The following is an 11,772-nucleotide window of genomic DNA, read 5'->3' on the forward strand; positions in this document are numbered from 1 at the left end:
TCGCGGTGCAAAGCGCAGGCGTGGCCGGTGCATGACGGGGTGAGACGATGAAGGCTGTGGTGATCGGGTCCGGGGCGATCGGCGGCTATCTGGCGGCGATGCTGGACGAGGCTGGCCATGACGTGACGCTCTGCGTGCGCACGCCCTTCGACGAACTGACGCTGGAGGACGATGGCGAGGCCCGCAAGGTCGCGGCCACCATCGTCGCCGAACCGGGCGATCTGCCCGGTGACGCCTCTGCCGATCTGGTGATCGTCGCCACCAAGGCGCAGGACACAGAGAGTGCCCGCATCTGGCTCGAAGCCCTCGTCGGCCCGCAGACGCTGGTTCTCATGGCACAGAACGGCATCGAGCACGAAGAGCGCGTGGCGGCGTTCCATCTGTCCGGCACGATCGTCCCGTCCATCGTCTACATCGCCGCCGAGCGGGTCGCGCCGGGGCGGATCGTCCATCATTACAACAGCCGGCTTGTCCTGCCGGACGATGCGGCCGGCCGACGTGTCGCCGAATGGTTCGCCGGAACGAAGCTCAGCGTCGAGATCGACCCGGAGTTTCTCACCGCCGCCTGGCGCAAGCTCCTGTCCAACGTCGTCGCCAATCCGGTCACCGCGCTGACGCTGCGCCGCATGGCGGTGTTTCGGGATCAGGCGATCCGCCAACTGGCGACGGGGCTTCTGCTGGAGGCGATGGCGGTGGGCCGCGCGGCGGGGGCGAAGTTCGGCGACGACGAGCACGAGCGCATATTGGAGCAGTATGCCCGCGCCAATCCGGACAGCGGGTCCTCCATGCTCTATGACCGGCTGGCCGGGCGTTCGCTCGAGCAGGACTACCTGACCGGGGCCGTCGTCCGCGCCGGGGAGCGGCACGAGGTTCCGACGCCGTTGAACGCGGCGATCCTCGCCCTCCTGTCCGCGGTCGACCGGACGCCTATCGAACGACCATGACGCTCGTTTTCGCATGCGCGGCGACGTTGCCGGCATGGGAGGCGAAGAAGTGCTCCGGAAATCCGGGACGATGCGAGGCCATCACCACGAGGTCGGCGCCGCTCTTTTCGATCGCCGCCAGCAGCGTGCGGTCGAGATCCCGGGCCGGGTCGGGCACGACCTTGAACTCGGCCCTCGCAGCGACCCCGTCTTCTCGCGCGCGCTCCTCGGCGAAGGCCCGGAGCTTCTCGCCGAATTCCTCAGGCGTGTGGGCGACGGAGCCAGGGCTCGACGCGGTGATTCCGAGATAGACGAGTTCGCTATCGTACAGCTTGGCGAGTTCGGCAGCGGTCTGCAGCGCCTTGTCGAGCGTCCTGACGTGGCTGAGATCGACGGGAACGAGAATTTTCTCATACATGACGTACACCTTTCCGATGTTCGGTCTCGATCGGTGTTCGAGGTCGCCGGCGAGCGCCGGCCGGGATGGCAGGCCCGGCCGTCGGCTCGGCAGCGTCCGATTGACGGCGGCGGAGCCGGCCCTCTTCCGGGGAACTTTGGCCGGCCATCGCGGTTCCGTCAGAACGACCGTCGTCGAGAAAGTCCCGCGCGACCGGCCTTGCCCGAGGTCGTCGACCGTATCGACCCGATCGGGCCGACCAACCTTGCCAGTCATGGAGCCTTGCTTGAAATCGTTCCTTCCTACCGCCCTCGCCGCCGCGATCCTGGCACTGACCGCCGGACAGGCTCTCGCCCAGGATGCGAACACCGCAAATTCCGGGCCCTCCGGCCAGGCCGCCGCGGGCACGGCCGAGGTCAGCCCTCAGGCGGCCAGCGGCGTTCTCGCGGCGATCGAGAAGGACGAAGCTCCGGTGGCGCAGCTCAACCTGATGGTCGATCAGGTCGAGGAGATGGACGTGGTCGGGCCGAACGGCGAGACCGTCGGCGAAGTGGACGACGTCCTCGGGGATGCGAACGGCAACGCCAAGGCGATCACCGTGGAGGTCGGCGGCTTCCTCGGCATCGGCGAGAAGACGGTCATCCTGATGCTCGACGACGTCTCGCTCGACATGGGACGGGTCAAGACGGCGCTGACCAAGGAGCAGATCGAGGAGCTGCCGGCCTTCGGCGGCTGAGCGGGGAAGGTGCAAGCCGCCTTCGAGGTTGTCCCTCGCTGCCGGACGCGACCGGGCGGCACCGGCTATCGGGTGAAGCGAGCGCCCTCATTCGGAGCAACTACGCCACATATCAGCTCTGGTTCATGACGGAGCCCGCAGGTCGCGACCATTTTGCGCGAGGGGACGTTGGCAGCAGACACGAGTTCGTAAAGGTGGGTTGCGCCGAGGTCGCGAAAGGAAGTCGCGACCATCCTGGCATTCACGTAATTGCCCAGCCCCCGCCCTCGCTGCGAGTCCAGCACGGCGACGAGTCCGCCCCAGGCGAAGCGATGATAGGGGCTGTGGGCATTGTGGGGCAGGTAGCAATGAGCGGCTGCCACGAGCGTTCCGTTCTGGTCGCCGATGACCGTGGTGATCGCCGGGCCAAGTGATCCCGTGAGCAGCGAACCAGAGAAGGGAACGATGCCGGCCCCGCCCATCAGCGCCTGGATCTCCCTGACATAATTGCTTTCGGGGTCGCTCGGGCGTTCCCGTTCGACCAATCCGTCCGGCAGTCCGCGAGCCAGGACTTCCTCCGCAGCAGCAAGCGCAGCGTCGCGCTCCGCGATGAAAACGTCCCAGCTATCGAAACGATAGTCCTTCCCGACGAGTCGCGACCGAACTTGCTCAGCCTTGGTCGCCGAAAGGAGACGGAAGCCACAAATGCCGTCGCGTTCGAGAAATTCCGCGAGGCGTTCCCACCCGAACTGATCGGGATCGTCACAACCCATCGTGCGACCCGTCTGGCACGCGCCAGGGGTTTCGCTCACGAAAGCCGCATTTGCCTCGGCCTGCCTTTGCAACTGCTGTTGCTGCTCAGAACCGAAATAGCCCGACATTGCCGAACCTTCCTACGCAGGGGACCTTTTCGTGACCAGAAGACATCGAAGATGATCGGACGGCGAGACGCCTTCCACCGATCGCGAACGTTCGTTCGTGAGGCACTTTCACCCTATTCCGTTTCGGTCGCAAGTGCCCTCCGACGCGCCGTCGCAGCCTGCGAAGCTCCGGCTTCGTCGTGCCCGATCCTGCCAAAGGATCACCCGAACGAGCCCCGCTCGTCCGCGACGAGTTCGCGGATGAACTCGGCGGTGACCGTGATCCGGCGGACGTCCCGAGCGCTTTCGTGATAGACCAGCCAGTAGCTTCGCCGGATCGTCGCATCCAGGAGGATGCGCGTGAGGTCCGGCCGGCGGCTCGCCAGGAAATCGTGGAGGATGCCGATGCCCGCGCCGGCGGCGACGGCTTCGGTCTGGCCGATCGCGCTCGACACCTCGAAGCGCGACGGCCAGCGATCGAGAAGATCGGCGTGATAGGCGAGTTGCGGCGAATAGAGGAGGTCCTCCACCGAGCCGACCAGCCGGTGCTGCAAGAGATCGGCGAGGGACTGCGGCGTGCCTGCGGCCGCGAGGTAGCCGGGGCTGGCGTAAAAGCCCAGCCGGTAGTCGCAGAGCTTCGACGCGACGAGCCGCCCCGCCGCGGGCCGCTCCACGGTGATGGCGATGTCGGCCTCGCGCCGCGACAGCGAGAAGGCGCGCGGCACCGGGACGAGTTGCACCGTCAGATCGGCGTGGCGCTCGGCGAGCCGCCACAGCCGCGGTGCGAGGAACGCCGTGCCGAAACCGTCCGGCGCCCCGACCCGCACCGTTCCCGAAAGCTGGACGTCGCTTCCCCCGACCTCAGCGCGGCCGGCGGTCATCGCCGTTTCCATCGCCTCGGCGTGATCGCGAAACACCCTTCCTGCCTCGGTCAATTCGCAGCCGCCGGGCGAGCGGTCGAAGAGTTTGGCGCCGATCGCCTCCTCCAGCGCCGTCAGACGCCGGCCGACCGTCGCGTGGTTGAGGTCGAGCCGGCGCGCCGCGGAAAGGATCTGGCCCGCCCGGGCGACGGATAGAAAGATGCGGACGTCGTCCCAGTTCATGTGATGAAAACCCGACCCCGCTCCGATGGGGCTATAAAATTCGCACAATGGATGGGCGCCGCAAAGGCTTTATGCGCCGTCCATTGTGCGGGAAAATTGATCCAGTCACAATGGCCGCCGCCATGTCGGGGCCAGTCACATCAGGGGAGGCTCATCCATGTACGAGATCGGTCATTTCATCGGCGGCGAGCGGGTCGCCGGCAAGAGCGGCCGCAGCGCCGAGATCTTCAATCCGGCGACGGGCGAGGTGCAGGGCTCCGTCGCGCTTGCCAGCAACGAAGAGCTGCGCGCCGCCGTCGAGAACGCCAAGGCGGCGCAGCCGGCCTGGGCGGCGACCAATCCGCAGCGCCGCGCGCGGGTGATGATGAAGTTCGTCGACCTGCTCAACCGCGACATGGACAAGCTCGCCGAGGCGCTGTCGAAGGAGCACGGCAAGACGTTTCCGGACGCCAAGGGCGACGTGCAGCGCGGCCTCGAGGTCGCCGAGTTCTGCATCGCCGCGCCGCAGATGATGAAGGGCGAGTTCTCCGAAGGCGCCGGCCCCGGCATCGACATCTATTCGATCCGCCAGCCGCTCGGCGTCGTCGCCGGCATCACGCCGTTCAACTTTCCGGCGATGATCCCGATGTGGAAGTTCTGCCCGGCGATCGCCGCCGGCAACGCCTTCATCCTGAAGCCGTCGGAGCGCGACCCGTCCGTGCCGATGATGCTCGCCGAACTGATGCTCGAAGCTGGCGCGCCGGCCGGCATCCTCAACGTCGTCAACGGGGACAAGGGCGCCGTCGACGCCATCCTCGACGATCCGGACATCGAGGCCGTCGGCTTCGTCGGCTCGACGGCCATCGCCAAATACATCTATGGCCGCGGCTGTTCCAACGGCAAGCGCGTCCAGGCCTTCGGCGGCGCCAAGAACCACATGATCGTCATGCCCGACGCCGACATGGACAAGGCCGTCGACGCCCTCATCGGCGCCGGCTACGGCGCGGCGGGCGAGCGCTGCATGGCCGTCTCCGTCGCGGTTCCGGTCGGCGAGGAGACCGCGGACCGGCTGATCGAGAAGCTGATTCCCAAGGTCGAGGCCCTGAAGATCGGACCATGGACCGCCGGCAACGACGTCGATTTCGGCCCGCTCGTCACCCGCGAGGCGCAGAAGCGCGTGCTCGGCCTCGTCGATCGCGGCGTCGAGGAAGGGGCGAAGCTCGTCGTCGACGGACGGAACTTCAAGATGCAGGGATACGAGGACGGCTTCTTCGTCGGCGCCTGCCTGTTCGACAACGTCACCAAGGACATGGACATCTACAAGACCGAGATCTTCGGTCCGGTCCTCTCCGTCGCACGGGCCAAGGACTACGAGGAAGCGCTCGACCTGCCGATGAGCCACGAATACGGCAACGGCGTCGCGATCTTCACCCGCGACGGCGACGCGGCGCGGGACTTCGCCAGCCGCATCAACATCGGCATGGTGGGCGTCAACGTGCCGATCCCGGTGCCGCTGTCCTATTACACCTTCGGCGGCTGGAAGGCCTCGGGCTTCGGCGACCTCAACCAGCACGGCGCCGACGGCTTCCGCTTCTACACGCGGACGAAGACCGTCACGAGCCGCTGGCCGTCCGGCATCAAGGACGGCGCGGAATTCTCGATCCCGACGATGAAGTGAGCGGTCCTCGCCAATCGGATTGGCCTGAACGCGCGGGCCAACCTGCGCCTTAGGGACATGGCCGGGACAAGCAAGTGCAAGAATAGAAGGAGGGGCGGTCGCAAGGCCGCCCCTCTTTGCATGACAGCCATGTCACGGCCCGCCTCCCCTTGACCGACCGCAGTCAAGGAATATCCGATAAGCCAATGAAAACCATGAAAGAAATGGCGGACTCCTGAATTTTCCGAGCAACTCGACGGGACTGCATTCAACCGTTCCGGGTCGCGCCGTGCCCGTCCAGATTGCCGATCGCCGACGACAAAGCGACAAGAATTCGTGACCGATTCCGTCATCGACGGACCGTTCATGATCGCACCATTTCGAGCGGCGAGATGGGTCTTACATGAACACTCGACGGACGAGAGGCCGCCGATACCAGTCCGGTACTGGCCTCGCTCGTCGAAGCATTTCGCAAGGAGTAAAAAAATGCGTAGCAATATTGTCGCGACTTCGATCTTCGCAGCGGCGGTGACGCTGAGCGCCGCCGCATCGGCGCAGACTGTTCCGGGATCCGATTACTTCCAAACGCGGGCCGACGAAGCCTCCCGGGCCGATGTCGCGGCCAGCGGCGTCTACGGCGGCGCGAGCGAGGGAGCGAGAGCCTACGGCTTTGCCACCAACGAGCGCGTCCCGGGCTCGGACTATGGCCGCACCCGTGCGAATGAAAAGGCGCGCGCCATGGTTCGTGACGAGGATTATCGCGGCTCGGCCGGGGCGGCCGGAACCGTTTCGCAGACCCGCGTTCCAGGGTCCGACTACGGCCGCACCATCCGCAACGAGCAGATCCGCGACAGCGTCCGCTGAAGACGCGATACCGCCGGCCTGGATGAGGCCCGGCCCGTGAAATGCGAAAGGGCGGCTCCGCAGACGGGGCCGCCCTTTTGCTTCGCACGGTCGACGGGCGCCGCTTCGGCGCCGGTCTGCTCGCCTATTGGAACAGGGCGAGCGCGTTCAGCAGCGTCATGATGATCCCCCAGGCGAGGGGGATGCCGACGAAGGCCCAGGCGAGGGCCAGTTTGACGTTGGTCGAATTGGTCGTTTCGTTGGCCATGTCAGAAATCTCCCGTCAGGCCCGGCTCGGGGCGGCTTCGGCTTCCATGTGATGGCGCTCGTCCACCGGCTTCATCATGAAGTTCAAGACGAAGCCGACGGCCAGGAGACCGGCCATGATGTACATCGTCACCGTATAGGCATCGGCCTTGGCGACGCCGGAATCGATCTGATACTGGCGGATGTAGTTGACCAGCACCGGCCCGACGATGCCGGCCGCCGACCAGGCGGTCAGCAGACGGCCGTGGATCGCGCCGACATACTGGTTGCCGAAGACGTCCTTGAGATAGGCCGGGATGGTGGCGAAGCCGCCGCCATACATCGACAGGATGATGCCGTAGAACAGGACGAAGAGGACGATCGATCCCATCTGGCCGGTGGTCGGCACCAGCGCATAGAGGACGATGCCGAGCGCGAAGAACACCATGTAGGTGTTCTTGCGGCCGATATAGTCCGAGGTCGACGCCCAGAAGAAACGGCCGCCCATGTTGAAGAGCGAGAGCAGGCCGACGAAACCGGCGGCCGCGCCCGCGGTGATGAGGCCGGGGAACATCTCCTGGCTCATCAGCGAGGCCTGGCCGAGAACGCCGATGCCGGCCGTCACGTTGAGGAACAGGACGCCCCAGAGCAACCAGAACTGCCGGGTCTTCAGCGCCTGGTCCACATGGACGTTGGCGGTGGTGATCAGGCCCTTCGACTGCTTGGGCGCGACGTAGCCGGCCGGCAGCCACCCCTTCGGAGGCACGCGGACGATCGTCGCGCCGACCATCATGTAGACGAAATAGACGATCCCGAGGACGACGAAGGCGAAGGCGACGCCGCCGACGCCCATCAGCCAGACGGACAACGGCGACGCGATGAAGGCGCCGCCGCCGAAGCCCATGATCGCCATGCCGGTCGCCATGCCCGGCTTGTCCGGGAACCAGCTCATCAGCGTCTTGACCGGGGAGATGTAGCCGAGGCCGAGGCCGCAGCCGCCGAGGACGCCGTAGCCGAAATAGACCAGCCAGAGCTGGTGCCACGCCACGCCGAGGGAGGCCACGAGGAAGCCGCCGCCGAAGAGCGCGGCCGCCGCAGCCATGGTCTTGCGCGGCCCGACCTTCTCGACCCAGGTGCCACCGAAGGCCGCGGCAAGGCCGAGGAACAGGATCGCGATCGAGAAGATCCAGCCGAGCGAGGCGATCGACCAGTCGTCCGCCCCCGGAACCTTGGCGCCATCGGCGCCGACCGTGGCGTTCAGCAGGCTGAGCGGCTTGTTGAACACCGAAAAGGCGTAGACTTCGCCGATGCACAGATGCACGCAAAGCGCTGCCGGCGGCACCAGCCAACGATTGAAGCCCGGTTCGGCGATGGTTCGCTCGCGCGACAGCCATCCGCCTCTCGACGCCGATGCGTCATGATATGTCATGTATTTCCCCCTCTGCCGACGCGAACAAGGCCGGACTTCGACTTTAGCCGGATTTCGTCATATCTCAATACAATCGGGTGCGTGCCAAAAGCAATCAGAACGCGATCGAAAGAAGCGGCCGGCGAGTGATTGCTCGACCCTGAACGATGCCGCATTCCTTCACGACCGGAGGGCGGGCGAGATCGGCCACGGAAGGCCTGGAAGCGGGCACCGCGATCGTCGTGAGGAGCGATTTGCCACCGGGCACGGCCTCGGGTGACCGCTGATCGCCAAGTCTACGGCATCGGCCCGAAAATCGGAATCGATTTTCGGAACGCACGATGCGTAGATTCAATGGCTTAGAGCGTTCTTTGTGCATCCGATCGGACGCACGGTGCTCTAGAGGGCAGGCTTCAACCGCTTGCCGCCGGCCGAAGAACCGGCCGCGGCGCGCTGACCCGCTTCCCCGGCCGAGGGATCGGCGCCGAGGGGGCGTTCGGCCCGGGTCGGATCGACGGCGCGCCCCGCCTTCGGGCCGAGCACGACCTTCTGCGCGACGGCCCACCAGTCGAGGAACCGCGCCAGCGCGAACTGGATGGCGATGCCGGCCGAGATCAGCAGCGTGTCCGTCAGGAAATGCGACGTCTGGTCGTATTTGATCACCTGGCCGGTGAGCGACAGCACCGTACCGAGGGCGAAGACCGGAAGCGAATGGCGTCCCAGCATGGCGAAGGGATTGTCCCGCGTCACCGTCGAGAAGGGCGAGGTCGTCGCGGCATTGGCGAAGAGGTAGATGATCGCGAGGGTATGGAGCAGGCGGGGCAGGCTGACATAGGTCTTGTCGAAGCCCGTCAGCATGACCGGGAAGGGTAAGGCGCCCCACCAGGACCACAGATCGAAGCGGATGGTCAGAAAGGCGATCATGCAATAGGCGCCGGCCAGCGCCATCAGCCATGGCCGGAACGGCACCGACAGGCCGCCCTCGATGCGCCTGAAGCCGCAATAGAGGCCGATCGCGAAGATCAGCTGCCAGGAGAACGGATTGAAGAACCAGCCGCCGGGCAGGGGATAGTTGGGTGGATCGATGCCGAAGACGGCAGCCAGCAGCCACAACGTCGCCGAGACGCCCAGCATGAGGTTGAGGCCCATGCGGGCAAGGGCGAGGAGCGCCGGCAGCATCAGAAGGAGGACGGCATACATCGGCAGGATGTTCACGTAGCCGAGCTGATGGGTCATCGTCGCGAAGCCGATCATCGTCTCGATCGGCGCCGAGATGAACTGCGAAAGGCCGATGCGCGACAAAAGCTCGCCCCGACCGAGGGCGAGGGCGCCCCAGGAGAAGATACCGAGCGCCAGGGTTCCCAGCATGAGCTGGACGAGGGCGAGGACGCCGGCCCGCCGCCAGGCCTTCAGCGTCGCCACCAGCCGGTGACCGGCAAAGAACAGGCGTCCATAGGCATAGGCGGAGGCAAAGCCGGCCAGGAAGACGAACAGCTCGGCCGCGTCGGAAAAGCCGAAATTGCGGGAGGTGAAATTCTCGTAGAGATTGCCGGGGACATGGTTGATGAAGATCATCACCAGGGCGATCCCCCGCCAGAAGTCGACACGATGATCCCGGCTTGCCGAGATGGGGGGGCGGGCGGCGATGTTCATTTTCGGTATCGCGGAACTCACACGGGATCGGGCAGGCCCTCGGAGCGCTCCATGGAGGGCGTCTCGGGGCGTGGATCGATCGTCAGGGCAGCCAGGCGTTGACGCCAATCGGCGCTCGCCCGGATGACGGATTCGGGATGGGCCTCGAAGGGCGTGACGAAGAGACCGAGTCGTTTCAAGGCGTCTCCGAAGGTGGGATTGCCGGTGAGGCTGATCATCACCGGCGCCGCCACCAGCGGAATGGCGATCGGCAAGGTCCACAGAATCAGGTCCGGCGCGTAGGCATAGGTGGCATAAAGCACGACCGCGCCGGACAGAACCATCCACCAGGAGGCGCGGAAGGCCGCTGCGACCGGCATGTGGCCGTCCTCGCGGTCAGTCGAGGGCCAACCCGCATCCGCACCGATCAGGATCTCGTAGACCGCCTTCGACTGGAACATCATCATGATCGGCGCGAGGATGCTGGTCAGGATCAGTTCGACGAAGGCGCCGGCGAGGACGAGGCCGGTTCCGCCGAACTCCCTGCGCCGCTCGGTGAAGGCCGACCCGAAGGCGATCAGCGTCTTCGGCAGGAGCAGGAGGACGAAGATGCCGAACAGGAGCAGCAGCGCCTTGTTGGTCTCGGGCTGGGGGAAGACCGGGAAGAGCGAATTCGCCGGGAAGTAGTTCGGCTCGGGCGCGAGCACGGGGTCGAGCAGGCTGACGATCAAGAACATCAGCCAGATCGGCGAGGCGAGATAGGCCATGATCCCGGCCACGAGCGAAATCCGGCTCCAGACCTTCAGCCCCGGCGCCGGCAGGAGCCGCGCATGCTGGAGATTGCCCTGGCACCAGCGGCGGTCGCGCTTGGCGTATTCGATGATGTTGGACGGAGCTTCCTCGAACGAGCCTTCGAGATCGGGGTCGACGCGGACCTTGTAGCCGGCCCGCGCCAGCAGCGCCGCCTCGACATAGTCGTGGCTGAGGATGTGGCCGCCGAAGGGCGGCTTGCCGGGGAGGGTCGGCAGGCCGCAGCTCGCCGCGAACGCCCGGACGCGGATGATGGCGTTGTGGCCCCAGAACGGTCCCTCGCGCCCCTGCAGGGCCGCGATGCCCCGCGAAAAGATCGGCGAGAACAGCGCCGCGGAGAACTGCAGCGCCCGACCGAAGGGGGTGCGCCGTCCGATGATGAGCGGCTGGCTCTGCAGGAGGGCGAGTTCCGGATCCTCGTCCATGCGGCCGACCATCTCGACGATGGTGTCGGCCCGCATCAGGCTGTCGGCGTCGAGGATGAGCATGTAGTCGTAGGCGCCGCCGTTGTTGGTGACGAAATCGGCGATGTTGCCGGCCTTGCGGCCGACGTTCTGTTCGCGATGTCGATAATAGAGGCGCCCTGCGGCGGAAAGCTCGGCGACGAGGTCGTCGTAGACCCTGCGTTCGAGAGCGACGTTTTCCGCCTTGGTGGAATCGGAGAGGATGTAGAAATCGAACCGGTCGAAGTCGGACGAGCGCCGCAGTTCCTCGAACATGGCCGCGACTCTGGCGAAGACGGCCGTGACGTCCTCGTTGTAGACCGGCATCAGAACGGCCGTCCTGCTGCCGGGCGACGCGGGACGGTTTTCGGGAGAGGGCAACCTGTCCGGCGTGAAAATGCCCGCCAGTGCGGTGTTGAAGCCCCAGGACAGCCACATGCAGCACAGAAGCAGAAGGCCGATCTGCACGAAATGCAGATATGTGATCCCGTTGACGGTGACGACGACGAAGAAAAGCCAGGCCGCAAGGACCGCAAGGGCCATCGCCGCCAGCACGAACACCACACGTCGTAACGCCATCATCGCCATGTCAGCTACCGTCGTTCACGGCGCGAGCGCCAGTTTGCCTGGTGGGTTCGCCTCGTCTTCCGGCTCCGTCCGCCGAAGACCGCGAGCGGAGTACCGGCATCGACCCGTTCCCTTTCGGCTCTTGATGCGTCCGGCGCGTTCTGTGTCGACATTCGCAGCCCATAGTGT

11 protein-coding genes are annotated in these 11,772 nt (G+C 65.8%); 4 read left to right on the forward strand and 7 right to left on the reverse strand.

Going from position 1 to position 11,772, the window contains the following annotated elements:
* Window positions 1–47 precede the first annotated feature (47 nt).
* On the forward strand, window positions 48–944 hold the full coding sequence (locus LZD57_RS05650) for a 2-dehydropantoate 2-reductase (protein WP_233718359.1): 897 nt from the start codon (window positions 48–50) through the stop codon (window positions 942–944).
* Here LZD57_RS05650 and LZD57_RS05655 read toward each other — a convergent pair.
* Window positions 928–1,341: a universal stress protein gene (locus LZD57_RS05655; RefSeq protein WP_233718360.1), complete on the reverse strand. Its 414-nt coding sequence runs from the start codon at window positions 1,339–1,341 to the stop codon at window positions 928–930. The two genes, LZD57_RS05650 and LZD57_RS05655, sit on opposite strands and share 17 nt — an antisense overlap.
* Window positions 1,342–1,606: 265 nt before the next feature.
* On the opposite strand from LZD57_RS05655, the gene LZD57_RS05660 reads away from it, so the two are divergent.
* Window positions 1,607–2,056, forward strand: coding sequence for a PRC-barrel domain-containing protein (locus tag LZD57_RS05660; RefSeq protein WP_233718362.1), 450 nt, complete (start codon window positions 1,607–1,609; stop codon window positions 2,054–2,056).
* Between the two features lie 65 nt (window positions 2,057–2,121).
* Here LZD57_RS05660 and LZD57_RS05665 read toward each other — a convergent pair whose 3' ends face one another.
* Together LZD57_RS05665 and LZD57_RS05670 are read right to left on the reverse strand one after the other, a co-directional pair.
* The gene (locus LZD57_RS05665) at window positions 2,122–2,916 is read right to left on the reverse strand and encodes a GNAT family N-acetyltransferase (RefSeq protein ID WP_233718364.1); all 795 of its coding nucleotides are present in this window, start codon (window positions 2,914–2,916) and stop codon (window positions 2,122–2,124) included.
* A gap of 200 nt (window positions 2,917–3,116) precedes the next feature.
* Window positions 3,117–3,998, reverse strand: coding sequence for a LysR family transcriptional regulator (locus tag LZD57_RS05670; RefSeq protein ID WP_233718366.1), 882 nt, complete (start codon window positions 3,996–3,998; stop codon window positions 3,117–3,119).
* Window positions 3,999–4,155: 157 nt separating this feature from the next.
* Between LZD57_RS05670 and LZD57_RS05675 the strand changes: the two genes are divergently transcribed.
* A complete protein-coding gene (locus LZD57_RS05675) occupies window positions 4,156–5,655 on the forward strand; it encodes a CoA-acylating methylmalonate-semialdehyde dehydrogenase (protein ID WP_233718368.1) in 1,500 nt (499 codons plus the stop codon).
* Window positions 5,656–6,120: 465 nt separating this feature from the next.
* Window positions 6,121–6,498: a hypothetical protein gene (locus LZD57_RS05680; protein ID WP_233718370.1), complete on the forward strand. Its 378-nt coding sequence runs from the start codon at window positions 6,121–6,123 to the stop codon at window positions 6,496–6,498.
* A 124-nt stretch (window positions 6,499–6,622) separates the two neighbouring features.
* Here LZD57_RS05680 and LZD57_RS23970 read toward each other — a convergent pair whose 3' ends face one another.
* From LZD57_RS23970 to mdoH, 4 genes are all read right to left on the reverse strand, one after another.
* Complete coding sequence (locus LZD57_RS23970; RefSeq protein WP_255699774.1) at window positions 6,623–6,745, reverse strand: MFS transporter small subunit; 123 nt, start codon at window positions 6,743–6,745, stop codon at window positions 6,623–6,625.
* Window positions 6,746–6,760: 15 nt separating this feature from the next.
* A complete protein-coding gene (locus LZD57_RS05685; protein ID WP_233718372.1) occupies window positions 6,761–8,152 on the reverse strand; it encodes an L-lactate MFS transporter in 1,392 nt (463 codons plus the stop codon).
* Window positions 8,153–8,530: 378 nt separating this feature from the next.
* A complete protein-coding gene (locus LZD57_RS05690) occupies window positions 8,531–9,784 on the reverse strand; it encodes an OpgC family protein (protein WP_233718373.1) in 1,254 nt (417 codons plus the stop codon).
* 17 nt (window positions 9,785–9,801) lie between these two features.
* Window positions 9,802–11,604 (reverse strand): glucans biosynthesis glucosyltransferase MdoH, encoded by a 1,803-nt coding sequence (gene mdoH / locus LZD57_RS05695; RefSeq protein WP_233718374.1) that lies wholly within the window; start codon window positions 11,602–11,604, stop codon window positions 9,802–9,804.
* Between the last annotated feature and the right edge of the window lie 168 nt (window positions 11,605–11,772).

It is taken from the genome of Jiella avicenniae, from assembly GCF_021390325.1.
Classification (GTDB): domain Bacteria; phylum Pseudomonadota; class Alphaproteobacteria; order Rhizobiales; family Rhizobiaceae; genus Jiella; species Jiella avicenniae.

Excerpts from the sequence above, each read along its gene's own strand:
- LZD57_RS05650 (WP_233718359.1), top strand. The coding sequence starts at position 48 with ATGAAGGCTGTGGTGATCGGGTCCGGGGCGATCGGCGGCTATCTGGCG.
- LZD57_RS05655 (WP_233718360.1), bottom strand. The coding sequence starts at position 1,341 with ATGTATGAGAAAATTCTCGTTCCCGTCGATCTCAGCCACGTCAGGACG.
- LZD57_RS05680 (WP_233718370.1), top strand. The coding sequence starts at position 6,121 with ATGCGTAGCAATATTGTCGCGACTTCGATCTTCGCAGCGGCGGTGACG.
- mdoH (WP_233718374.1), bottom strand. The coding sequence starts at position 11,604 with ATGGCGATGATGGCGTTACGACGTGTGGTGTTCGTGCTGGCGGCGATG.
- LZD57_RS05685 (WP_233718372.1), bottom strand. The coding sequence starts at position 8,152 with ATGACATATCATGACGCATCGGCGTCGAGAGGCGGATGGCTGTCGCGC.
- LZD57_RS05665 (WP_233718364.1), bottom strand. The coding sequence starts at position 2,916 with ATGTCGGGCTATTTCGGTTCTGAGCAGCAACAGCAGTTGCAAAGGCAG.
- LZD57_RS05690 (WP_233718373.1), bottom strand. The coding sequence starts at position 9,784 with ATGAACATCGCCGCCCGCCCCCCCATCTCGGCAAGCCGGGATCATCGT.
- LZD57_RS05675 (WP_233718368.1), top strand. The coding sequence starts at position 4,156 with ATGTACGAGATCGGTCATTTCATCGGCGGCGAGCGGGTCGCCGGCAAG.
- LZD57_RS23970 (WP_255699774.1), bottom strand. The coding sequence starts at position 6,745 with ATGGCCAACGAAACGACCAATTCGACCAACGTCAAACTGGCCCTCGCC.
- LZD57_RS05670 (WP_233718366.1), bottom strand. The coding sequence starts at position 3,998 with ATGAACTGGGACGACGTCCGCATCTTTCTATCCGTCGCCCGGGCGGGC.